Here is a 23,127-nt window from a genome sequence, read left to right as displayed (position 1 = left end):
AATCCGGCGGGTTCTTTCGTTTTGGGAGGTTTCTAAAATTCCTTGCTCCTACACAAAATCGTCAGGCGCTTTGCTGGAATTGCTCCGGATTACTCCCAGCCGACCATGCGCTGGTAAAGGGCATAGACCGGGTCAGCGACGGTTGCCGGTGCAGTCGACGGATCGGGATCGAACATCTTAGGTTGGCGCCGCTCCTCACGCGGGGCTTCCCCCTCCCCGGCCTGCTGCTCTTCACCGCCCTGACCGGATTGCGCCTGCTGCTGTTGCTGCTGATCCTGAGAGCCGCCATTTTCATGTTGCCGATGAGGCGGCTCATCGGCCTTGGTTGCCTTATATTCGTCGCGAGCGAACTGGTAGGGCGTCTGGGCGTAAGGCAGACCGTCCGGCATACGTGCCGCGAGCGGTACGTATGAGGGTGTCTCGACTACCGGGAGAGGAATCGGCTGCGGCTGAGCGGCAACCTCCCTGGCAGGACGCGTCGGCTGCGCGGCTGCAGGGATCTCCGCCTGGGACGAGCGAGGAACTTGGTTGGGCTGGGCCGATACAGGCTCGACCACGTCTTCCGGGGTTGGGCGAACCAAACTCTCTTTCGCCTCACTGATGACGGCCTCGTCCAGCATGGCATCGATTTCGACGGCGGCTTCGACCGTTGTATCCGCCAACAGGGCAGTTGCCTCCTGCTCGCGGATGATTGTTGCGATCATCTGTGAAACCCGCTCGGTCATGGAATTGGCGATGCCGGTCCAGTTGCGCGGGATAACCGGGTCAGCCCTGGCGGAGATTGTCTGCTGCTCGGCAGCGGGTCCAGCCTGTTCCGGTTCGACCACTTCCCCATCCGCAGATGCGGCCGGGGCTTCGTCCGTCTCTGCCTGCGCGGCTGCCTGCGGTGAAGCTTCATGCGCTGCTGTCGCGGACTGACTGCCGGTCTGCCGGTCCTCGACAGTCAGATCCGTTGTCACGACAGCGGCTGCCTCGGCCGGAGCGATTTCTTCGGCAGGAGGCATTGTTGCAGTTTCAGCCGGCTTTGCTGCGGACGGACGTGCAGCGGGAAGGTTTTCTTCCTGAAGCCTGATTTCCGGCCGCTGCTCGATCCGCGGCGGTGCGGCATCGTTCTGGCGATAGGAGCGGACCACGGCACGGGCTGCGAGATCCCTGTCCTTGTAGTTGATCATCTCGACATAGGTGATGACACGCGTCGCCTCCGGCCCGGTAGGGTCCCTGAGGGCAGCGGCGATCATTTTCAGCGGCAGGCTATGTCCGTCATCGGAAAGCTGGCGCTCGACCGCGTCGATCTGGGCATCGGGCATGCGACGGATGGCATCGGCAACGCGGGTGGCAAAAGCCTGATCGGATTCGCCTTCGCCGCGTTGCAGCGCGATGGTGCGCCCTGTTGCATTGATGATGTCGAGAAGTGCTTCAATCATGCGCTGGCGCGCGGCGATGAGCAGAATATTGAGCTTGCCGGCAATCGCGGCATTCAGATCGGCCGCTTCAACTGCATTTACCGGGGTGGGGGCGACCACCGAACGGCCGAGGCCACCGGCAACGATTGCCGCCGTCTGACCCTGAGAAGAAAGGCTTGCATTGGACGCTGAACGAATGGGAGACAACACAGGCACGCTCCTTTCGCAAAGTGGCTATGAAAGCAGGTCGTACAACGAGACCGCGCTCATCCGGCCCCGTGCATCCCGGCAGATCCTCCTGTCCGCATCGGCGCGTTTTGCACCGTCGAATGCATAAAAATTGAAGAGAATGTTACTGAAAATATCTTAACGAACGGCTAACGGCCGCAGACGCCAGTCTACGGCCGTGGGCATGTCCGATTAAAGGCCGATGTCAGCTATGGGCGAAGATGTCTGCCTCTTCCCAGCCGAGAAGATCGAGCTTGGCGCGCGTCGGCAGGAATTCGAAGCAGGCCGTCGCGTGCTCGAGGCGGCCGTCGCGAATCAGGCGCTCGTTCAGCTTGTCGCGCAGCGCATGCAGATAGAGGACATCAGAGGCGGCATATTCGAGCTGCGCCTGCGAGAGCGTTTCGGCAGCCCAATCGGAGGATTGCTGCGTCTTGGAGATATCGACGTCGAGCATCTCCTTGAGATTGTCCTTCAGCCCGTGGCGATCGGTGTAGGTGCGGATGAGGCGCGAAGCGATCTTCGTACAGAAGACCGGCGTAGTGGTGACGCCGAACGTGTGGAAGAGCACGGCGATATCGAAACGGCCATAATGAAAGATCTTCTGGCGCGACGGATCGGCAAGCAGCGCGGTGAGGTTTGGCGCTTCCTTCTGACCGGCCGCTATGCGGATCACATCGGCAGAGCCGTCGCCCGGCGAAAGCTGTACGACGCAGAGGCGGTCCCGGCGCGGCACGAGACCGAGCGTTTCGGTATCGATCGCGATCGCGCCGGTGTAACGGGCGGCGTCCGCCGCGGAAATATCGCCCTGGTGATAACGGATGATGGCCGCCATGGGATGTCTCTCGTTCAGCTTCGTCTTTCCGGGCTATATCGCAAAGGCGGGAAGCGCGAAACCGCTTTCCTGCTGCAGGTCGGTCACCGGCTCCGCTGCGCTGCCCGCTCAGTAGTGCGGCGGTTTGGTGATTGCCGGCGCTTCCAGCGATTGTTCCTCCAGGCTCAGGAACCGCTCGGTCAATCGATCCAGCTTGGCGCGCGTCTGCTCCATGACTTTCCATTGTTCGGCAAGCTGATCGGAAAGCTCATCAATCGTCTTTGCCTGATGGGCCAGCATTTCTTCCAGCTTCGTGATGCGGGCTGCCTCGTCGGACATCGGTTTTCTCCGGGGAAATCAGATGGCATTCCAAAGCCCAAATAGGCCGAAGCGTCAATGGTTTCGAGGCCTCACGAAAACGATTCCGAAATGAACCATTTGGTTACTAAAAGCCCTTGCCGCATTCCGTCTTGTGGGGTAGGCCCTTATCCCATCAGGGAGGATAACTGATGGATGTAGGCAATGGCTTTCTTCATCCGGACCGGCTCTTTCCCGCCGATCCGGCAACGCGGACAATAGCACGCGATCTCTACGAGACCGTACGCGCCCTTCCGATCGTCAGCCCGCACGGGCATACCGAACCGTCCTGGTTCGCAGACGACAAGGCCTTCGAAGACGCCTCGTCGCTGCTCGTCATTCCCGACCACTATCTCTTCCGCATGCTGCACAGCACCGGCACCAAACTCGATGAGCTCGGCGTGCCGCGTCTCGACGGCAAGCTGGTTTCCAGCGGCCGCGATATCTGGCGCGCTTTCGCCGCCAAATATCACCTTTTCCGCGGAACGCCGTCGAGCCTTTGGGTCGACCATGCCATGTCGGCCGTGCTCGGCTGCGCCGAGCCGCTGACGACTGAGAATGCCGATGCGCTCTACGATCATATCAATACGCAGCTGAAACTTCCGGAGTTCAGACCGCGGGCGCTGCACCAGCGTTTCGGCATCGAGACGATCGCCACAACCGAAGGCGCGCTCGACCCGCTTCCGCACCATCAGAAGATGGCGACCGACGGCTGGATCGGCAAAGTGCGCACCACTTACCGACCGGACAGCGTCACCGATCCCGATGCCATCGGCTTCCGCGACAATCTCATCAAGTTCGGTGAGATCACCGGCTGCGACATCACCAAGTGGGATGGGCTGATCGAGGCGCACCGCAAGCGGCGGGCCTATTTCCGCCAGTTCGGCGCAACGGCGACCGACCATGGCGTGCCGACGGCCTTTACTGCCGATCTGCCGCTTGCCGAAAAGCAGGTGCTGCTCGACAAGGCGCTGAGGGGTCCCCTTTCGGCCGCCGATGCAGAGCTTTTCCGCGGCCAGATGATGACGGAAATGGCTGGGCTTTCGGCCGAAGATGGCATGATGATGCAGATCCATGCCGGTTCGCGCCGCAACACGGACCGTGGACTTTTCGAAACCCGTGGACCGAATATGGGCGCCGATATTCCGACGCGCACGGACTGGGTCGGCGGCCTCAATGCCCTGCTTTCGAAATACGGCCACGCGCCTGGCCTGCGCATCCTGCTCTTCACGCTCGACGAGACGACCTATGCCCGGGAGCTTGCGCCAATGGCCGGCCACTGGGCCTGCCTGATGATCGGGCCGCCCTGGTGGTTCCACGACAGCCCGCTCGGCATTCGTCGTTATCTCGACCAGGTCGTCGAGACAGCCGGTTTCGCCAATCTCGCCGGCTTCAACGACGATACGCGCGCGCTCCTGTCGATACCCGCCCGTCACGATGTCTGGCGCCGCGAGATTTGCCGCTTCCTGGCGCAGCTTGCGGCCGAGCATCGGATTTCCAAAAAGGAAGCCGAGACCGTGGCGCGCGAACTCTCCTATGACAATGCGAAGAAGGCCTACAAACTGTGAGCGACAGATTACAGAACGTGACCGGCCTTGCGCCGACGGCGAAGCTTCCTGCCTATGACAGGAATGCGCTGAAGGCCGGCATCCTGCATCTCGGTCCCGGTGCCTTCTTCCGCGCGCATTTCGCGCCTTTCACGGACGGCGCGCTGGCAGCCGGCGGCGGCGACTGGGGCATCGAGGTGGCGAGCCTGCGCACCCCCGATGTCGCGGATAACCTCTCCGTCCAGAACGGGCTCTATACCGTGCTGATCCGCGATACATCGGGCACGACGGCTCATGTTATCGGCTCGATCCTGGGGGCACATGTGGCGCCCCGCGATCCGGCGGGCCTGCTGACACGGCTCGAAGATCCTGAAATCCGCATCGTCAGCATGACGGTGACGGAAAAGGCCTATGGTTTCGATCCGGCAACCGGAGGGCTTGACCTCAAGCATCCCGATATTGTCGCCGACCTCGCCAACCGGCATGCGCCGCGTGGCGTCATCGGCTATCTCGTCGAGGGTCTGAGGCGGCGCCGGGAGAAGGGTATCGCTCCCTTTACGCCGCTCAGCTGCGACAACCTGCCGAGCAATGGCGCGGTGCTGAAGCGTCTGGTGCTGGAATATACCGCCCGCATCGATGCGGATCTGCATCGATGGATCGAGGCGAATGTGCCTTTCCCTTCGACGATGGTCGACCGCATTACGCCGGCAAGCACCGATCTGACCTATGCCGATGCCAAGCGGCTGACGGGCCGCACGGACCTGGCGGCAATCGAGACGGAGCCCTTTACCCAGTGGGTGATCGAGGACCATTTCGTCAACGGCCGTCCGGCGTGGGAAAAGGTTCATGGCGCGCTGATGGTCGAGGAAGTCTCGGCCTATGAGAAGATGAAGCTGCGTATGCTGAACGGCGCGCATTCGCTCCTCGCCTATCTCGGCTATATAGCTGGCTATGAATTTGTCCGCGACGTCATGGACGATGCAGGATTGGCAGCACTGGCACGCCGGCACATGAGTGCGGCGGCGGCGACCCTGGATCCGGTTCCCGGCATCGATCTCGATGCCTATGCGAACGAATTGATAGCACGCTTTGCAAACAAGGCGATCGCCCACCGTACCTATCAGATCGCCATGGACGGCACACAGAAACTGCCGCAGCGCCTGCTGGAACCGGCAACGGAAGCGCTTGCCAAGGGTAGCAAAGCGGAGACCTATGCGATCGCCGTCGCGGCCTGGATGCGCTATGCGACGGGCATCGATCGGAATGGCGAGCGTTATGAGTTGCGTGACCCTCGCGCCGGGGAGATTGCGGCTTTGATCGCCGATGTGCCGCGCAACGGCGCGGCGGTCTCGGCTGCACTGTTCAAGCTGCCAGGCCTATTTCCGAAGGCGCTGACCGGGAACATCGCCTGGACGGAGGACGTGGCGAACAAGCTGGAGATTCTTATCCAGGACAATAGGCTGCCCCTTTATTGAAGCACTTCGCGCCGTTCTCATCCCGTGGCTGCCACCGGATGAGAACGCGTCAAGGGAAGCCGGTTCTCGCCGCAGTCGTCCAAAGCGCGTCGTCATCCCGAGGTTTCGCTTGCCGAGCTTTAGGTCTTTGCTTTTACGCACTTCGTCATCGCAAAACCGCTGCGCACTTTGGCGCGACATGCTTTAGGCCTTGATCCGCTTCATTTCGGGGTCATAGAGCGGCTTTAGCGAAACCTTGCAGGGCACGCGTTCGCGCGCGACATCCAGCTCATAGACGCCGGAGAGGACAAAATCCTCCGTTACGCCATCGCTATGACGCACATAGCCGTAACCGATTGGCTTACCGATGGTATAACCGAAGCCGCCACTGGAAAGCCAGCCGACGCGCTGTCCGTCACGGTAGATGGTTTCACGGCCAAGCAGCACGATATCGGGATCATCGGGCACAAAGCAGGCGAGCATCTTCTTCACACCGCTTTCGAGCTGCCGCTCGATCGCCGCCCGCCCCTTGAAAGGCGTGGTCCTGCGTGTCTTCACCGCCCAGCCGAGCCCAGCTTCGATGGGCGTGTGATCAGGACCGATATCAGAACCCCAGGCGCGATAGCCCTTTTCCAGCCGGCAGCTCTCGATCGCGCGATAGCCGGCGTTGACGAGGCCGAACTGCCCGTCTGCGGCCATCAGCGCATCATAAACGGTCGTCGCGTATTCGATCGGCACATGCAGTTCGTAGCCGAGTTCGCCGACATAGGTAATGCGCAACGCCCGCACAGGGCAGCCGGCAATGCCGATGGTCTTGACCCGACCGAAGGGGAAGCCAGCATTGGAGATGTCACTTGTCGTGACCCTTTCCAGGATGGTGCGGGAATTCGGGCCCATCAGCGAGAGCACAGTATAGGCGGAAGTGACATCGACGAGTTCGGCGTGGAGGCCATCGGGAATGCTGCGCGAAATCCAGTCAAAATCGTGCGTGGCAAAGCCGGTGCCGGTGACAATGTAATATTCGTTTTCGGCAATGCGCGCGCAGGTCACGTCGCATTCGATGCCGCCCTTGTCGTTCAGCATTTGCGTGTAGATCAGTGATCCCACGGGCTTTGAGACATCGTTGGCAGCAATCCATGACAGTGCCGTCTCGGCATCCCTGCCCTTCAGCACGAATTTGGCAAAGGAGGTCTGGTCGAAGATGACGGCTGCTTCGCGCACCGCCTTGTGCTCGCGGCCAACGGCCTCGAACCAGTTCTGGCGGCCATAGGTATAGATATCCTTCGGCTCCTCATTGGCGAAGAGATCGGCAAACCAGTTCGGCCGCTCCCAGCCGAGTTTTTCGCCGAAGCAGGCGCCCTGCGCCTTCAGCCGTTCATAAAGCGGCGACTTGCGGCAGGGACGGCCACTTGCATATTCCTCAAAGGGAAAGGCCAGCGTGTAGTGTTTGCCATAGGCCTCCAGCGTTCTCGTGCGAACCCAGTCCGTGTCGAAATGCGGGCGGCCGAAGCGGCGGATATCGACCGGCCAGAGGTCGTAGGGCGGCTCGCCCTTCGTCACCAATTCGGCAAGTGCCATGCCGGCGCCACCGGCAGACGCGATGCCGAAGGCGTTGAAGCCGGCGCCGACGAAGAAATTCTTCAGTTCCGGCGCTTCGCCGAGGATGAAGTTGCCATCGGGCGTAAAACTCTCCGGGCCGTTCAGAAGCTGCTTGATGCCCGCGTTTTCAAGAGCGGGCACGCGACCGAGCGCCTGCTCCATGATCTGTTCGAAGTGATCGAAATTGCTGTCGAGCAGCGTGTAGTGGAAACCTTCGGGTATGCCGTCCATGGCCCAGCCGATAGGATTCGGCTCATAGCCGCCCATGACCATGCCGCCGACCTCTTCCTTGTAATAGGTGAGGCGATCGGGGTCGCGCAGTGTCGGGAGATTGGAAGGCACACCGAAGGATTCGGTAATGATGTACTGATGTTCGACGGAAACAAGCGGCACGTTGACGCCGAAGCGGGCGGCGAAACTGCGGGTCCATTGGCCGGCGCAGACCACGACCCGCTCGCATTCGATACGGCCTTGAGCAGTGATGACGGCGCGGATTCTGCCCTTGTCGATTTCGAGATCGAGTACTTCTGTGTCCTCGAAGATAGAAACGCCGGCCATACGGGCACCTTTTGCCAGCGCCTGGGTAATGTCGGAGGGATTGGCCTGGCCATCCGTCGGCAGATAGGCGGCGCCGACGAGATCGTCTGTCGTCATCAGCGGCCAGAGATCAAAGGCCTCCTGCGGATTCAGAAGATGCATTTCGAGGCCGAAGGACTGGGCCGTCGTCGCCTGACGCTTGACCTCGATCCAGCGCTCCTCGTTACAGGCAAGCCGTAGGCCGCCATTCATCTTCCAGCCGGTGCCGAGGCCGGTCTCGGCTTCGAGCTTCTTGTAGAGGTCGACGGAATATCCCAGAAGCTGGGTGATATTGGCGCTGGTGCGCAATTGCCCGACGAGGCCGGCGGCGTGGAATGTCGTGCCGGAGGTCAATTTCTTGCGCTCCAGCAGCACCGTGTCTGTCCAGCCGAGTTTGGCCAGATGATAGGCGGTCGAGCAGCCGACGATGCCGCCGCCGATGACCACGGCCTTTGCCGTCTTCGGTAATTCCTTCGTCATTCAATGATCCTGTTCAAATGCCCGATAGGCGCGCTCGAAGCGCGCAAGATTTTCGGCGGTATAGGTGGCGTAGTCGAAATCGATGGTCGAATGGATCTCGGAGATCATGCTCCAGAGCGTCTCGCGCAGCAGCGAGGCGCACTTCATGGCCTGGTAGCGGCGGCTCAAATCATCCGTCAGCGGCCGATCGAAATAGGTTTCCAGCATCATGCGCTCCGCCTCTGCAGAAAACTCGCTGTTGGACGCAAGACCGCCGAGATCGAATAGCGGCGTATTGAAGCCGGCGTAATCCCAGTCGATCAGCCAAAGCCGTCTGCCATCGTCGAGAAAATTGGCGGCGAGCAGGTCGTTGTGACCGAAGGCAATCTCGAAGGGGCCTGCGGCTTCTTCGAGACGCTCGGCTTTGGCAAGCAGCTCGTTCAGCAGCGGCGCATAAAGACTGCCGGCAGCCTTCAAGTTTGCGATGTAATCGCGGATCACATGGAAAACCCAAAAGATCAGCGCCTGACCGCGAAAATGGCGGGCCATGTCGCGGTGGCAGGCGCGGATCAGTGGAATGAGACGGGCAAGCGTTTCGGGCTTCCTGACATCATCAGGCGACAGTGGTTTGGCATCGATGAAATCGAGAACCAGCACGCCTGGCGCATGGTGGATAACGGCAGGCGAGATGCCGGCCGCATGGCCTGCACGGCTTGCCGCAAGCTCGTTCTGCCTGTTGATGTGGTGGACCGGGATATCATCGCCCAGGCGGACAACGCGACGCTGCGCGCCATCTCTCACCAGATAGTTCCGGTTGGTGAGGCCGCCGGTGATCGGAACTATGTCGATCGGACCTTGCCAAATGCCAAGCGCATGGATCCTCTCTTCAGGCGTCACGCCTATCCCCCTCGTCACCCTCAAGGAAATGATGGGCTTGAGAGGGATCGGCTGTCAAGCGGCGGCTTTTTCAGATCGTCTTGCCGCTGGCGTCGAAAACGTGACAGCGGGCGGGATCGAAGGATGCCTTCACATTGGTGCCGCGCTCGACCTTCTGCTGACCATCAAGCGCTATGGTCAGCGCCTGGTTGTCCGGCGTCGTTGCGTAGAGCATGGTGGCGCCACCGAGATTTTCGACGAGATCGACATTGACGGTCGAGAGCACGGTGCCGCCTTCCGTCACAGCAAGATGTTCTGGACGGATGCCGAAGGTGACGTCCTGGCCCGGCTGACCGGCAAGCCGACGGCCGAGCTGGATTGAGCTGCCGCAGACGTTAAGCGTCGAACCGGCGTCGGTGACACTTTCGATCCTGGCATTGAGGAAGTTCATCTTCGGGCTGCCGATAAAGCCGGCGACGAAACGATTGGCGGGATTGTTGTAGAGGTCGAGAGGGGCGCCAACCTGCTCGATCCGACCGGAATTCAGAACGACGATCTTGTCGGCCATCGTCATGGCTTCCACCTGGTCGTGGGTGACATAGATCATCGTGTTGCCGAGACTGCGGTGCAGGCGGGAAATCTCTACGCGCATCTGGACGCGCAGTTCAGCATCGAGGTTGGACAGCGGCTCGTCGAAGAGGAAGATGCGCGGCTCACGCACGATGGCACGGCCGATTGCAACACGCTGGCGCTGGCCACCCGAGAGTGCCTTCGGCTTGCGCTCCAGCAGCTTCTCGATTTGCAGGATCTGCGCGGCGCGGCGTACTTTCGGTTCGATTTCCGCCCGCTTGTAGCCTGCGGTTTCGAGACCGAAGGCTAGGTTCTTGTAGACCGACATATGCGGATAGAGCGCATAGGACTGGAAGACCATGGCGATGCCGCGCTTGGCGGGCGTCACTTCGTTCATGCGCTCATTATCGAGCAGCAGCGCACCACCGGAGATTTCCTCGAGGCCGGCGATCATGCGCAGCAGCGTGGACTTGCCGCAGCCAGACGGGCCGACGAAGACCGCGAACTCACCGGGATCGATCGTCAGGTCGATGCCGTGGATGACGTCGAGCTGCCCATAGCGCTTCTCGACCTTCTGAAGAACGACACTCGTTGCCATGTTCCGAAATCCCCTCTTATTTGGTTCTTGCACGCCAGTCGGCGTATTTCGGGCTGTCAGGACCGATCGGCAGGGCAACATCGGCGCCGCTATCGGAAGATTGGTAGATGGCCGTGACCAGCTCCAGCGCCCGCCTTGCATCCGCGCTCATCACCGGAAGCGGTCCCTTGCCCATCAGATAATCGTGGAAGCGCAGCATCTGCGTGTTGAAGCGCAGCGGTACGGGCTGCCAGTCAGCGATGACGGCATCTATCTTCGCCTGAACTTCGTCATCGGCAGCAATAATCTGCCAAGGATCCTGGCCGGGCGCATAGGCCTCGTGATTGCTCTCGAATGTGATGTTTTCGAAGTGAAGCCTGAGCCGGCTGATCTCGTTCTGCGAGCCGAGCGTGCAGGACAACGAAACGAAGGCGCCGTTCTGCATCTGCAGGCTGACGGAGGCGCAGTCTTCGACCTCGATCTCGTTGACTCGGGTCGCCACGCGGCCGAATACGCGGGTGGCGGGGCCGGCAAGGTAGAACAGCATGTCGTGCAGATGGAGCGCGTGGGTGACCAGCACACCGCCGAGTTCCGTTGCCCATTTGCCACGCCAGGGCACGGCATAATATTCCGGCTTGCGACGCCAGAAGGTTTCGACCGAACCCATATAGAACTTGCCGGCGAGACCGGCATCGATGATGCGCTTGGCCTTCTCGACACCATCGCCATAGCGATATTGGAAGATCGGCATCAGCGTGCCCTTGGCAGTCTTCTCGGCCGCAATGATCTCGTCCGCACCGGCGAGCGAGCCCGTCAGCGGCTTTTCGCAGACCACGTTCTTGCCAGCGGCCAAGGCAGCGATGACCTGTTCCTTGTGGATGCCTGGTGGCGTGCAGATATCGATGATGTCGATGCTGCCATCGGCAAGCAGCTCGTCGAAGGAGATCGTGCGCCGTTCGATGCCGAATTCGTCGCCGATCGTCTTCAGGCGATCTTCGTTCAGGTCGCAGATCGCTACGACCTTGAACTTGTCCGGATGCGGCAGATACCCCTCGACGATATGGGAGCGGCCGATACCGCAGCCGATGATCGCGACTGTCTTGATGCTCATGTCACTTAATCCTGTCTGGCTTTTCCGCCCGATCCATCAACGCTTCATGCCGGTCGTGGCGATGCCCTCGATCAGCAGGCGCTGGAAGAACAGGAAGAAGAAGAACACGGGCACGAGCGTGAGCGTCGACATGGCGAACAATCCGCCCCAGTCCGATGCGCTGGTGGAGTCCACGAAAGTGCGCAGGCCGAGCTGGATCGTGTAGGTGTTCATGTCGTTGAGGTAGATCAGCGGACCGAAGAAATCGTCCCAGGTCCAGATGAAGGAGAAGATGGCGGCTGTGGCCAGAACCGGCAGTGACAGCGGCAGCATGATCTTCCAGTAGATGCGCCAGGCGCTGCAGCCATCCATCATCGCGGCTTCATCGAGTTCGCGCGGGATGCCGCGGAAGAACTGCACCATCAGAAAGATGAAGAAGGCGTCGCTTGCCAGGAACTTTGGCACGACCAGCGGCAGGATGGTGTTGACCCAGCCGAGATCGAGGAAGAGCACATATTGCGGGATCAGCGTCACGTGATAGGGGATCATCAGCGTGCCGAGCATGATCGCGAACCAGAAATTCCGGCCGGCAAAACGCAGCCGCGCGAAGGCGAATGCCGTCAGCGAACAGGCAATGACGTTGCCAGCGACAACCAGCAGCGAGATGACGAGCGAATTCCAGAAGAAGCGGCCGAAGCTGATGTCGAGGCCGGTCCAGCCGCGCACATAAGACGAAAAATCGACCGAGGACGGAATGAGCGAGGTCGACGAGAAGATCTCGTTTTCCGGTCTGACCGATGCCGACACCATCCACAGCAGCGGATAGAGCATCAAAAGCGAGGCGGCGATCAGCAGCGCGTGGATGACGAGCGTTGCCGGCAGGCTGCGTTTGGTAATGTCCGATGGCGGCCTGGCCGCGGTGACGGAAGCGGTCATCTCAGTCATCGTAGTGTACCCAATAGCGCGAGGTCAGGAAGGAGAAGGCCGTAAAGATCGCGATGATCACCACGAGGATCCAGGCGAGCGCCGAGGCATAGCCCATGCGGAAATTGCCGAAAGCTTCCTGATAGAGATAGAGCGTATAGAACAGCGTCGAATTGATCGGGCCACCCGTGCCGCCGGATATGATGAAGGCCGGCGTGAAGGCCTTGAAGGCGTCGATCGTCTGGACGACGGCATTGAAAAAGATCACGGGCGTCAGCAGCGGCAGGGTGATCTTGTAGAACTGGCGGAATTTCGATGCACCGTCGAGGCTTGCAGCCTCATACATATCCTGCGGGATCTGGCGCAGGCCGGCCAGGAAAATGATCATAGGCGAGCCGAACTGCCAGACGGAGAGTGCGACCAGCGTGTAGATCGAATAGCTCGGATGCGAAATCCAGCTCGGGCCGACGATACCGAAATGCGAAAGTGCGGCGTTGACGAGACCGTCGCTGGCGAAAAGCTGGCGCCACAATACGGCGATCGCCACGCTGCCGCCAAGAAGGGACGGAAGGTAGAAGATCGCGCGGTAGATCGGCAGGCCGCGCAAGCCCCGGTTCAGGGCAAGCGCGACAAGAAGCGCAAAGGTCAGCTTGAAGGGCACCGACAAGACGACATAGGTCAATGTGACGGACATGGCCGATGCGAATTTCGGATCGGCCGTCGCGATGCGCACGTAATTTGCGGCTCCCACCCAACCCGGCGCCCTCAACATGTCGAAGTCGGTGAAGGAGAGGTAGAGCGAAATCAGGGCCGGGCCGAGTGTCAGGCCGAAAAAGCCTATCAGCCAAGGAAGCAGAAAGAGATAGCCGGGAGCATTGGCATTCCACAGCCGCCGGAGGCGTCCGTCAGCCCGTACTCCCTGATATCTTTCCACGGTTACCGTCCCTGCGGACGTGCGCATCGCATTGGTCATATAAGATCAACCCCGCGCGAGAATTCGCGCGATTTCATCCACGAGCTGCTTACCGGCATCAGCCGGGGTAAGTTGGCCGAAAGCGACCTGCTCCGAGATAGTGCGGAGCACGACCTGGCCTTCGCCGGCGCCGGTCGGCGGCGGGGGCGGAAGCGGGCCTGCGAGATCGCCGAGACCGCTGACATATTCGAGCGGGACCTTGCCGGTTTCATCGAGCGTGCCGGCAACGACGTCACGCATCGCCTTCGATTCCGGAATACCGCGCTCGACATCGAGGATCTTGGCAGCATCGGGGTTCTTGACGAAGAAGTTGACGTAGTCGACAGCCTGATCGATCGCCTTGGACTGGGCGGAAACCGAGAAGAACATCGAAGGCTTGCGGTAGTGTCCGCCCTTCGAATCCGGCTTGATCCTCATATAGTTGCTGAGCATCAGCTTGTCCTTGACCATCGCCTGATAGCCAACGAACTGGTTGGAGTGGGCGTAGTCGCAGGCAGCCTTGCCGACGGTCAGCGGACTGGTGTCGATCGTATCCTTGTAGAGCGCCTGAATGTCGGGCGTTACGCAGGCGCCGGCCTCACGGAACTTGGCCCACATGTCGAACCATTCGGACGCATCCTCGGCACCGAAGGCAATCTTCGAATCCGCCGTGTAGAGCGCCTTGCCGCGCTGGCGCAGGTAGTTTTCGAAGAGCGGCTCGCCGCCACTGCCATCGGCAAAACCGAAATAGCCCTTGCGCTTGCCGGCCTTGGTGATTTCAGCACCGATCTTGCCGAATTCTTCCCAAGTCGTCTTGTTGGTCGGCACGTCGATGCCGGCCTCCTTGAAGGCAACCGTGTTGATGACGGTCGCTGCCGAGTTCGCGCCGAGGCTGACACCATAGAAATGGCCGTCGACCTTGCCGCCTTCGATCTGCGCCGGATCGAAATCATCGAGCTGCAGCTTCGAGGGCATATAGGATTCCAGCGGAGCAAGAGCGCCGCGTCGGGCATATTCGACGATGTAGCGATAATCCATCTGGATGACGTCAGGGGCGTTGCGGCCGGCCACCTGCGTGGCGAGGCGCGGCCAGTAATCGGCCCATCCTAGGAATTCGCCGGTGATGGCAACACCGCTGTTTTTCGCCTTGAAAAGGTCTGAGACCTTGTTGGTGCGGTCAGCGCGCGGCTGAGAGCCCCACCAGATGAGACGCAAGCGGTTTTCCTGGGCAAAAGCGCTGTTTCCGAGCGCCGAAAGCGAAAGGAGCGTTGCTCCGCCCGCCATGAAATTACGTCTGCTTACACGAAAAGACATATTGGTTTCCTCCTCCCAACAGGAAGCGCCTCCACACGCTTCCGAATTAGCTATCTTGCAACAAATAACTAATTGGTTACAAGTTATGTTCAAAGTCTTCGGGCTGTCAAGCGGTGTTGGTGACCCGATTGCGCCGACCAATTCGGGTTTTTACATTCTCCCGCTTAAGCCTTATGAGCGCAACATGGGGAAGATAGGGGAAATCGTATGAACGACACAGGGGAGAGCGCAAAAAAGAAGATCAAGCGTCCGTCCACCGAACGAACCGCCCAACGCGATCCGGAGCGCACACGTGCGGCCATTCTTGAAGCCGCCACACGGGAATTTGCCGAAAACGGCATGGGCGGCGCGCGGGTCGATTCCATTGCCGAGCGCGCCGGCACCAACAAGCGTATGCTCTACCATTATTTCGGCGACAAGGAGCAGCTCTATCTTCGCGTCCTCGAGGAAGCCTATGTCAGCATCCGCACCGCCGAGCGCGCCCTGAACATCGGCACGCGCAGCCCTGAGGAAGGCATTGGGGAACTCGCCCTCTTCACTTGGCGCTACTTCCTGCAGCATCCGGAGTTCCTCAGCCTGCTCGGCACGGAAAACCTGCACCGCGCCCGCTGGCTGCGCCAGTCCGTGCGGCTGAAGGAACTGCACTCGCACCTGATCGGCGAGCTTTCGCAGGTCCTGGAAGAGGGCAAAAAGGCTGGCGTCTTCATCGAGACCGCCGATCCGCTGCACGTCTATCTGACAATCGCCTCACTTGGCTATTTCTACCTTTCAAACCAGTACACACTTTCGACGATCTTCGGCCGCGATCTCATCACGCCGGCGAGTCTCGAGACCTGGGAACGCCACATCGTTCACGTCACACTCGCTTCGATAAAGCGCTGATTTTCAAAAAACCGAATTGGCTATTGACAGCAATATTCCTCTTCTGCCATCAAGTAACTGTTTAGTTACCAGCTCGGGAGGGCCGGGCCTGACTGCCCGCTCCCGACGCATAAAAGCTTCCAGGGAGGAAAAAGTGGCACGTTTGGGGATCATTTTGCACGGCGTTACCGGCCGTATGGGTTACAACCAGCACCTCGTTCGCTCGATCCTCGCCTTTCGCGATCAGGGCGGCATCACGCTGAAATCAGGCGAGAAACTGGAAATCGATCCGATCATCGTCGGCCGCAACGGCGCGAAGATGGAGGAGCTTGCCCGCAAGCATAACATCAAGCGCTGGTCGACCGATCTCGATGCTGCGCTCGCCAATCCCGATGACGCCATCTTCTTCGATGCAGGAACGACGCTGATGCGCGCAGATCTGCTGTCCAAGGCGCTCGATGCCGGCAAGCACGTCTATTGCGAAAAGCCCATCTCCGACGACCTGCAGGTTGCGATCGACCTGGCCCGCAAGGCGCGTGCCTCCGGCCTCAAGCACGGCGTGGTGCAAGACAAGCTCTTCCTGCCCGGCCTGCGCAAGCTGGCGCTGCTGCGCGATTCCGGCTTCTTCGGCAAGATCCTCTCGGTGCGCGGCGAATTCGGCTACTGGGTCTTCGAAGGCGACTGGGGCGTGCCGGCCCAGCGCCCGTCCTGGAACTACCGCAAGGCCGATGGCGGCGGCATCATCCTCGATATGCTGTGCCACTGGCGCTATGTGCTCGATAATCTCTTCGGCGAGGTGAAGGCCGTTTCCTGCCTGGGTGCAACCCATATTCCCACCCGTATCGATGAACAGGGCAAGCCCTACAACTGCGACACCGATGATGCCGCCTACGCGACCTTCGAGCTGGAAGGCGGCGCGATCGCGCAGGTCAATTCATCCTGGGCCGTGCGTGTTCGTCGCGACGACCTCGTGACCTTCCAGGTGGACGGCACCCATGGCTCAGCCGTTGCCGGGCTGACGAAATGCTGGAGCCAGCATCGCGTCAATACGCCAAAGCCTGTCTGGAACCCCGACCAGCCACAGACGATCGACTTCTACAAGACCTGGGACGAAGTGCCGGATACGCAGGTCTTCGATAATGGCTTCAAGGCGCAGTGGGAAATGTTCATCCGTCACGTGGTCGAAGACGCTCCCTGGCCCTATGGCCTGGAAGCCGGCGCCAAGGGCGTGCAGCTTGCAGAACTCGGCCTGAAATCCTGGGCCGAGCGCCGCTGGCTCGATGTCCCCGCCCTGGAGTTCTGAGCCGTGACGACGATCAATCTTCCTCTCGACGGCAAGATCGCTCCATATACGCTGACCGGCACGCCGATCGAACTCAAGAAGCGGGACGCCAAGAGCTTCCCGCGCATCGCCTTTGCCGCCGCCCATGTCGTCGCCGATCCGCTGGCCGACAACGATCCTTGGTTGACGCCGGCGATCGACTGGGAACGCACCCTCGCCTTCCGCCATCGCCTCTGGGATCTCGGTCTCGGCGTTGCCGAAGCTATGGATACGGCGCAGCGCGGCATGGGGCTTGGCTGGCCGGAGGCCCGCGAGCTTATCCGCCGCGCACTTGGTGAAGCCGCCTCCCGCAAGGACGCGCTAATTGCCTGCGGCGCCGGTACCGACCATCTGACGCCCGGCCCCGACGTGACGATCGACACGATCATCCGGGCTTACGAGGAACAGATCGAGACGGTGGAAGCCGCCGGCGGTCGCATCATCCTCATGGCAAGCCGTGCCCTAGCCGCGGCAGCCAAGGGGCCGGACGATTATATCAAGGTCTATGACCGCATTCTTCGCCAGGTCAAGGAACCCGTTGTCATCCACTGGCTCGGCGAAATGTTCGATCCGGCGCTACAGGGATATTGGGGCAATGGCGACCATCTGAAGGCAATGGAAACCTGCCTGCAGGTGATCGAAGCCAATGCCGCGAAGGTCGATGGTATCAAGATCTCGCTTCTTTCAAAAGAAAAGGAAGTGACGATGCGCCGGCAGCTGCCAAAGAGCGTGCGCATGTATACCGGCGACGACTTCAATTACGCCGAACTGATCGCCGGTGACGAGCAGGGCCATTCGGATGCATTACTCGGCATTTTCGATGCCATCGCGCCGGCTGCATCCGCCGCCCTCGATGCGCTCGGCCGCAAGAGCAACCGCGAATTCTTCGACCTGCTCGAGCCGACGGTTCCGCTGTCGCGCCACATCTTCAAGGCACCGACCCGCTTCTACAAGACCGGCGTCGTCTTCCTCGCCTATCTCAACGGTCTGCAGGACCATTTCACGATGATCGGCGGCCAGCAGAGCACACGTTCGCTCACGCATCTGGCGGAGCTTTTCCGCCTTGCCGACAAGGCCCGGGTCCTGGCCGATCCGGACCTTGCAACTGATCGCATGAAACAGGTGCTTGCCGTTCACGGCGTTCATTGAGCGCCGGCGCGGCAATGGGAGGGGAATGACATGCAGATCGAAGGACTTTCGATCAACCTTGCGACGATCCGCGAGCAATGCGGCTTCGCCGAAGCCGTCGATATCTGCCTGAAACACGGCATCACCTCGATCGCGCCGTGGCGCGACCAGGTCGCCAAGGCCGGCCTCGACGAGGCTGTGCGGATTGTCAAATCGAACGGGATCAAATTGACGGGGCTCTGCCGCGGCGGCTTCTTTCCGGCAGCAAACGAGGCCGACTGGCAGAAAAACCTCGACGACAACCGACGTGCCATCGACGAGGCGGCAGCCTTTTCAGCCGATTGCCTTGTGCTCGTCGTCGGCGGATTGCCAGGCAGTTCGAAGGATATCGTCGCGGCGCGCCAGATGGTGTTCGACGGCATTGCCGCCGTGTTGCCGCATGCTCAGGCTGCGGGCGTGAAACTCGCGATCGAACCGCTGCATCCGATGTACGCTGCCGACCGCGCCTGCGTGAACACGCTTGGCCAGGCACTCGATATGTGCGAGCAACTCGGCCAGGATGTCGGCGTCGCCGTCGATGTCTATCACGTCTGGTGGGATCCCGATCTTGCCAACCAGATTGCCCGTGCCGGACGGATGAAGCGCATCTTTGCGCACCATATCTGCGATTGGCTGGTGCCAACCAGGGACATGCTGCTCGACCGCGGCATGATGGGCGATGGCGTTATCGATCTCAAGGGCATAAGACGGATGGTGGAGGCCGCCGGCTTCTTCGGCGCGCAGGAGGTCGAAATCTTCTCGGCTGAAAACTGGTGGAAGCGCCCTGCCGACGAGGTGATCGCCACCTGCGTCGAGCGCTTCAGGAGCTGCTGCCAGATCTAGTTCTAAAATCCAATCCGTTTCATCACGTATGAAGGAGGAATCATTCGATGGAGAAACGCCGTTTTGCCCTGATCGGCACCGGTAACCGCGGCACCACGATGTGGGGCAAGGATCTGCTTTCCGGCTGGCGCGAGCATGTCGACCTGACTGCGATCGTCGAGAAGAATTCGCTGCGCGGCGAGCGCGCCCGCACCATGATCGGCAGCAACGCGCCGCTTTATGAAAACATCGATGCGATGCTGGCAGAGCAGAAGCCGGATCTGGCGATCGTTTGCACGCCGGATCATACACATGACGATATCATCGTGCGGGCGCTGGAATCCGGTATCGACGTCATCACCGAAAAACCGATGACGACGTCGGTGGAAAAGATTCGCCGCATTCTGGATGCCGAAAAGCGCACCGGCCGCCGGGTCGACGTTTCTTTCAACTATCGCTATGCCCCGACGGCTGCAAAGATCAAGGAACTCCTGAATTCCGGCGAGATCGGCCGTGTTACCTCGGTCGATTTTCACTGGTATCTCAACACCAAGCACGGCGCCGACTATTTCCGCCGCTGGCATGCCTATACGGAAAATTCCGGCAGCCTCTTCGTTCACAAGGCGACACACCATTTCGACCTTCTGAACTGGTACCTGGACAGCGACCCCGATGCCGTAACCTCCTTTGCCGACCTGCAGAATTATGGCCGCAAGGGACCTTTCCGCGGCCCGCGCTGCAAGCTCTGTCCGCACAGCCATGAATGCGATTACTATCTCGATCTCGAAAAGGATCCCTTCCTCGACACGCTTTACGAGGATCCCTCGAAGATCGATGGCTATTTCCGCGACGGCTGTGTCTTTCGCGAGGATATCGACATTCCCGATACGATGGTCGTTTCCATCCGCTACCGGAACAACGTTCATGTCTCCTATTCGTTGAACACGTTCCAACCGATCGAAGGTCATCATCTGGCCTTTAACGGCACAAAGGGACGCATCGAGATTCGCCAGTATGAGGCGCAGCCCTGGGAAGAGCCGCGGGAAGACACGATCCTGCTGATCCGCAACTTCCCGCATGGAAAGGAAGCGGTCGAGCGCATCAAGGTACCGCATTTCTCCGGCGGTCATTACGGTGGTGACGACCGGATGCGCAACATGATCTTCAAGCCAGACATGCAGGACAAGCTGGCGCAGCGCGCCGGCACCCGTGCCGGAGCCATGTCCGTGCTTTGCGGCATCGCGGCACTGACGAGTTCGCGCACCGGCCGGGTCGTCAATATTTCCGATCTGATGCCGGAGCTTGCCAACGACGGTTCGCCGAATTCGATGAAGGCGTCCTAAGGCCTCAGGCTGTATTTTCCAGACCTTCGAGGGTGAGCCCGTAAAGCATGGGCTCGCCTTTTATGAAGCGTTCGGCCTCGTCCGCCGCCATTTCGCCGAGGCGGCTGCGCTCAAGGCCGACTGCGCCGGCTATATGCGGTGTCAGGAAGACATTGGACAGATCGTAAAACGCCGATTCCGGTCCCGGTATTTCGGGATCGGTCACATCGATGACGGCGTCGATGCGGCCAGTCTTCAGAACGGCCAACAGAGCATCCTCATCGATCAGTGCACCACGGGCCGTATTGATCAGGGTTGCACCGTTCTTCATCAATGCCAGCTTCGACGCATCAATCATGTGCCGGGTGGAGGGCAGAGACGGCGCGTGAACGGAGACGATGTCCGACCGGCGCATCAGGTCGTCCAGCTCGACTTTTTCTGTACCCAGAGCGCGCGCCTGCTCCGCATCGACGGTCGGATCGAATAGCAGCACCTGATAATCGAAAGGCTTCAGGAGTTCGATGACGCGTCGACCGATGCGCGAAGCGCCGATGATGCCAACCGCGCGGCGATAATTACCGATGGCTTCATGCTGCATCGGGTGGGTTCGGTCCCGATGACGGTCGGCAACGTAAAGGTCGCGAAAGCGGAAGACATGCTTGCCGGCAAAGATGATTGCGGCGAGCGTAAACTCGGCGACCGGCACGGCATTGGCCTCGGCCGCATGGCTGACGACAATGCCGGCGTCAAAAATGCAGGCATCGACGATGCCCTTTACCGTTCCCGCGGCGTGGACCACGAGCTTCAACTTCGGCGCAAGCGCCAGAACCTCCCGACCGACATAGGGCGCGCCCCAGCCGGTGATCAGGATTTCCGCCTCGGAAAGCAGACGTCTCGCACGCTCGTCATCGAAGTGCTGAAGCGGTTCGGCATCGAGCAGACGCCCGATGCCGTCCAGCCGGCGAAGGACCGCCTCGGGCAGCACATGCTCCGTGCGCGATGGCTGCATGGCGAGGACTATGGCAGCACGGTTCATGGCATATGCCCTGGCGCTTCTATGGCGCTGACGGTTACGCCTTTCTCGCTGACCAGCTTTTGCAATGTGTCGATATCGGGTGCTTTCGGAGGCGTGGTCCATGCCCCCGATACGGCAGCCGGATCGTTCAACGCCAGTACAGCCGTAACCAGAACCGTTTCGCCAGCCGGAATCTCGCCCCGGAGTTGGGGAACGAGCGTCTTGGACACGATCATGTTGGTATTCGGCAGCGCCTTCTGGGCAAGGCCGCTTCGCCTGATCGACGAACCGAGGTCGACGATACCGGTGAAATCTGCCTCGCCTATCGCATGAGCCGATCCCTGCTCTGCGAGCAGCGTATCGGCATCGAGATCGCGTCTGGCAATCGCGAACCCGCCTTCTGCGGTCTGTAACGGGCGTGGTGTCGTGATGCGGTGAACGCGTATATGCCAGGGAGCTGCCGGCACGAGCCAGGTTTCAACCTTCACGTCCTTGAAGGCCGACCAGCGAGAATAAAGAACGTCGCCAGCGATCTTCGCCGCTTCGTTGGTTTCACGAACCCGGTAGTGCAATCCGTCATCGCTGAAGGCGAGCGCGGAATCGAAGGCGCCAAGCGCAAAGGCGCGCTCGTCGGCCTCGACACTGAAACCATAGCGGGCCGAATAGGCGAACTTTGCATATTTCTCGGTGCCAAAGCGCATCTGCAGGTTTTCCTGACCCGACGATAGCGCCACGACATCATTGCCCGCACGCATCATAACCATGCCGGGATGACGCTGCGGGACCACTGCTGGTGTCTGCTCGGGCGCCCTTTCCTCTGCGGTCCAGAAAGGATGATCCTCGGCAATGGCGAGCGGCAGGAAGGCCTTGAAGGCCCAATAGGGTGAGCCGGCTGAATTATAGCTTTCCGACATCAAGAGGTTCGGGTAGCCGAAGCCGATGGAAAGAACGCCGTCGTGACTGGCGATCGGCTTATCCCGCCACCAGCGCAGATGCTCGAGGCAGAGATGCTTGACCTCGCCCCAGGGCAATGCCTCCAGGTCGGCGAAGGCGAGCGCCGACCAGAAACCGGCACAGGCGAAACGATAGGTGAGACTGCGGCCGAAGGGGATTGTCGCGCCATCGGGGGCAAACCAGTGACGGAAATCCCTGGCGAAGAGCACGGCGCGCTCGCGATAACGCTTGGCATAGTCGTCATCGACCAGCTTCGAATAGATCAGGCCATAAAAATGCATGGCGAAGGGAATGTAGTGGTCGATGCGACGGATATTGCCGTCCCGGTACCAGCCATCGCCAATGTAGAAGCCTTCGAGCTCTTCGAGATATTGCCTGGTCAGGCTGCGGTCGAAATCGGCGCCGAGGCGTTCGAGGGCGATATCGACGAAGATGCGAAAGAACTTCCAATTATTGTCAGCATAGTCGAACTTCCGGACATGCTTGAAATAGGCGATGATGTTATCGCGGGCACGTTTGTCGAGCGGCTCCCAGATCTTTTCCGGCACCAGCGCCAAGGCAAAGCCGAGGGCTGCCAATTCCACCATGCGCTGGTCGCGGGCGTTGACCGTACCCCAATATTCGGGATGCGCCGGATCGCAGCCATTCGCAAGACCTTCGGCAAATCGGTGCCAGTGATCGAAAGCGTTGTTGCCGGCGCCGAGCGGTGCAAGGCCCCAGAGTGGACGAGCGAAACCCTCAAGATCGGCGGCGGCCCGGTCGAAATGGGCGCCGGCGCCATCGAGGCGAACACGGGCATTGCCGTCGGAGAAGAAAGGAAGCAGCGGATTGAAGAGGTCGTTGACGGCGCGGATCATGTCGTCGCGGGTCTTCAGCGGATTGCCTGCAAGCGGATTGGCGCTGGCGGGATCATAGGTCATCGGCATCA

General features: G+C 60.4%; 19 protein-coding genes. 7 read left to right on the top strand and 12 right to left on the bottom strand.

The genetic code is table 11. The features are described from left to right. Positions 1-89 precede the first annotated feature (89 nt). From FHT93_RS11190 to FHT93_RS11180, 3 genes are all read right to left on the bottom strand, one after another. Positions 90-1,613, bottom strand: coding sequence for a hypothetical protein (locus FHT93_RS11190; RefSeq protein ID WP_183847647.1), 1,524 nt, complete (start codon positions 1,611-1,613; stop codon positions 90-92). Positions 1,614-1,836: 223 nt separating this feature from the next. Further along, on the bottom strand, positions 1,837-2,463 hold the full coding sequence (locus FHT93_RS11185) for a ribonuclease D (RefSeq protein WP_113016171.1): 627 nt from the start codon (positions 2,461-2,463) through the stop codon (positions 1,837-1,839). Positions 2,464-2,571: 108 nt separating this feature from the next. Continuing rightward, positions 2,572-2,781, bottom strand: coding sequence for a SlyX family protein (locus FHT93_RS11180; RefSeq protein ID WP_112542868.1), 210 nt, complete (start codon positions 2,779-2,781; stop codon positions 2,572-2,574). Positions 2,782-2,951: 170 nt separating this feature from the next. Between FHT93_RS11180 and uxaC the strand changes: the two genes are divergently transcribed. Both uxaC and FHT93_RS11170 read left to right on the top strand, forming a co-directional pair. After that, positions 2,952-4,367 carry a glucuronate isomerase gene (gene uxaC / locus FHT93_RS11175; RefSeq protein ID WP_183847645.1) on the top strand — a complete coding sequence of 472 codons (1,416 nt, stop codon included), beginning with the start codon at positions 2,952-2,954 and terminating at the stop codon, positions 4,365-4,367. Then, positions 4,364-5,821, top strand: coding sequence for a mannitol dehydrogenase family protein (locus FHT93_RS11170; protein ID WP_113016169.1), 1,458 nt, complete (start codon positions 4,364-4,366; stop codon positions 5,819-5,821). Before uxaC ends, FHT93_RS11170 begins: the two co-directional genes overlap by 4 nt. Before the next feature lie 183 nt (positions 5,822-6,004). On the opposite strand, the gene FHT93_RS11165 is transcribed toward FHT93_RS11170, so the two are convergent. The 7 genes from FHT93_RS11165 to FHT93_RS11135 form a co-directional block, all read right to left on the bottom strand. Then, complete coding sequence (locus FHT93_RS11165) at positions 6,005-8,455, bottom strand: FAD-dependent oxidoreductase (protein ID WP_183847643.1); 2,451 nt, start codon at positions 8,453-8,455, stop codon at positions 6,005-6,007. After that, a complete protein-coding gene (locus tag FHT93_RS11160) occupies positions 8,456-9,331 on the bottom strand; it encodes a choline kinase family protein (RefSeq protein ID WP_113016166.1) in 876 nt (291 codons plus the stop codon). It abuts the gene before it with no gap. Between the two features lie 70 nt (positions 9,332-9,401). Continuing rightward, positions 9,402-10,478 (bottom strand): sn-glycerol-3-phosphate ABC transporter ATP-binding protein UgpC, encoded by a 1,077-nt coding sequence (ugpC, locus tag FHT93_RS11155; RefSeq protein ID WP_018114856.1) that lies wholly within the window; start codon positions 10,476-10,478, stop codon positions 9,402-9,404. Between the two features lie 16 nt (positions 10,479-10,494). After that, on the bottom strand, positions 10,495-11,568 hold the full coding sequence (locus tag FHT93_RS11150; protein ID WP_183847641.1) for a Gfo/Idh/MocA family oxidoreductase: 1,074 nt from the start codon (positions 11,566-11,568) through the stop codon (positions 10,495-10,497). Positions 11,569-11,604: 36 nt separating this feature from the next. After that, on the bottom strand, positions 11,605-12,483 hold the full coding sequence (locus FHT93_RS11145; protein WP_018114858.1) for a carbohydrate ABC transporter permease: 879 nt from the start codon (positions 12,481-12,483) through the stop codon (positions 11,605-11,607). 1 nt (position 12,484) lies between these two features. Further along, entirely contained in the window at positions 12,485-13,444 is a 960-nt protein-coding gene (locus FHT93_RS11140) for a sugar ABC transporter permease (RefSeq protein ID WP_162710028.1), read from the bottom strand. 6 nt (positions 13,445-13,450) lie between these two features. After that, complete coding sequence (locus FHT93_RS11135) at positions 13,451-14,737, bottom strand: ABC transporter substrate-binding protein (RefSeq protein WP_183847639.1); 1,287 nt, start codon at positions 14,735-14,737, stop codon at positions 13,451-13,453. A 207-nt stretch (positions 14,738-14,944) separates the two neighbouring features. Here FHT93_RS11135 and FHT93_RS11130 point away from each other — a divergent pair, with 207 nt between their 5' ends. From FHT93_RS11130 to FHT93_RS11110, 5 genes are all read left to right on the top strand, one after another. Then, complete coding sequence (locus FHT93_RS11130; RefSeq protein WP_018114862.1) at positions 14,945-15,619, top strand: TetR/AcrR family transcriptional regulator; 675 nt, start codon at positions 14,945-14,947, stop codon at positions 15,617-15,619. Positions 15,620-15,752: 133 nt separating this feature from the next. Further along, positions 15,753-16,901 carry a Gfo/Idh/MocA family oxidoreductase gene (locus FHT93_RS11125; RefSeq protein WP_113016164.1) on the top strand — a complete coding sequence of 383 codons (1,149 nt, stop codon included), beginning with the start codon at positions 15,753-15,755 and terminating at the stop codon, positions 16,899-16,901. Between the two features lie 3 nt (positions 16,902-16,904). Then, positions 16,905-18,068: a dihydrodipicolinate synthase family protein gene (locus FHT93_RS11120; RefSeq protein WP_018114864.1), complete on the top strand. Its 1,164-nt coding sequence runs from the start codon at positions 16,905-16,907 to the stop codon at positions 18,066-18,068. 30 nt (positions 18,069-18,098) lie between these two features. Then, the gene (locus FHT93_RS11115) at positions 18,099-18,929 is read left to right on the top strand and encodes a sugar phosphate isomerase/epimerase family protein (protein ID WP_113016163.1); all 831 of its coding nucleotides are present in this window, start codon (positions 18,099-18,101) and stop codon (positions 18,927-18,929) included. Positions 18,930-18,976: 47 nt separating this feature from the next. Further along, entirely contained in the window at positions 18,977-20,251 is a 1,275-nt protein-coding gene (locus FHT93_RS11110; protein ID WP_113016162.1) for a Gfo/Idh/MocA family oxidoreductase, read from the top strand. Positions 20,252-20,255: 4 nt separating this feature from the next. On the opposite strand, the gene FHT93_RS11105 is transcribed toward FHT93_RS11110, so the two are convergent. Both FHT93_RS11105 and FHT93_RS11100 read right to left on the bottom strand, forming a co-directional pair. Beyond that, a complete protein-coding gene (locus FHT93_RS11105; protein WP_113016161.1) occupies positions 20,256-21,266 on the bottom strand; it encodes a hydroxyacid dehydrogenase in 1,011 nt (336 codons plus the stop codon). Continuing rightward, positions 21,263-23,119, bottom strand: coding sequence for a DUF2264 domain-containing protein (locus FHT93_RS11100; protein ID WP_183847637.1), 1,857 nt, complete (start codon positions 23,117-23,119; stop codon positions 21,263-21,265). Before FHT93_RS11100 ends, FHT93_RS11105 begins: the two co-directional genes overlap by 4 nt. Positions 23,120-23,127: the final 8 nt, after the last annotated feature.

The sequence above is a fragment of the Rhizobium sp. BK379 genome (genome assembly GCF_014193955.1).
Classification (GTDB): Bacteria; Pseudomonadota; Alphaproteobacteria; order Rhizobiales; family Rhizobiaceae; genus Rhizobium.
Note: the sequence above shows the minus strand (reverse complement) of the source record. Positions and strands in the feature narration are given on the sequence as shown.

What these genes read in the sequence shown, in the direction of transcription:
- FHT93_RS11185 (WP_113016171.1), bottom strand. Translation starts at nt 2,463, where the DNA reads ATGGCGGCCATCATCCGTTATCACCAGGGCGATATTTCCGCGGCGGAC.
- FHT93_RS11180 (WP_112542868.1), bottom strand. Translation starts at nt 2,781, where the DNA reads ATGTCCGACGAGGCAGCCCGCATCACGAAGCTGGAAGAAATGCTGGCC.
- uxaC (WP_183847645.1), top strand. Translation starts at nt 2,952, where the DNA reads ATGGATGTAGGCAATGGCTTTCTTCATCCGGACCGGCTCTTTCCCGCC.
- FHT93_RS11165 (WP_183847643.1), bottom strand. Translation starts at nt 8,455, where the DNA reads ATGACGAAGGAATTACCGAAGACGGCAAAGGCCGTGGTCATCGGCGGC.
- ugpC (WP_018114856.1), bottom strand. Translation starts at nt 10,478, where the DNA reads ATGGCAACGAGTGTCGTTCTTCAGAAGGTCGAGAAGCGCTATGGGCAG.
- FHT93_RS11150 (WP_183847641.1), bottom strand. Translation starts at nt 11,568, where the DNA reads ATGAGCATCAAGACAGTCGCGATCATCGGCTGCGGTATCGGCCGCTCC.
- FHT93_RS11145 (WP_018114858.1), bottom strand. Translation starts at nt 12,483, where the DNA reads ATGACCGCTTCCGTCACCGCGGCCAGGCCGCCATCGGACATTACCAAA.
- FHT93_RS11140 (WP_162710028.1), bottom strand. Translation starts at nt 13,444, where the DNA reads ATGACCAATGCGATGCGCACGTCCGCAGGGACGGTAACCGTGGAAAGA.
- FHT93_RS11135 (WP_183847639.1), bottom strand. Translation starts at nt 14,737, where the DNA reads ATGTCTTTTCGTGTAAGCAGACGTAATTTCATGGCGGGCGGAGCAACG.
- FHT93_RS11130 (WP_018114862.1), top strand. Translation starts at nt 14,945, where the DNA reads ATGAACGACACAGGGGAGAGCGCAAAAAAGAAGATCAAGCGTCCGTCC.
- FHT93_RS11115 (WP_113016163.1), top strand. Translation starts at nt 18,099, where the DNA reads ATGCAGATCGAAGGACTTTCGATCAACCTTGCGACGATCCGCGAGCAA.
- FHT93_RS11110 (WP_113016162.1), top strand. Translation starts at nt 18,977, where the DNA reads ATGGAGAAACGCCGTTTTGCCCTGATCGGCACCGGTAACCGCGGCACC.
- FHT93_RS11105 (WP_113016161.1), bottom strand. Translation starts at nt 21,266, where the DNA reads ATGAACCGTGCTGCCATAGTCCTCGCCATGCAGCCATCGCGCACGGAG.
- FHT93_RS11100 (WP_183847637.1), bottom strand. Translation starts at nt 23,119, where the DNA reads ATGACCTATGATCCCGCCAGCGCCAATCCGCTTGCAGGCAATCCGCTG.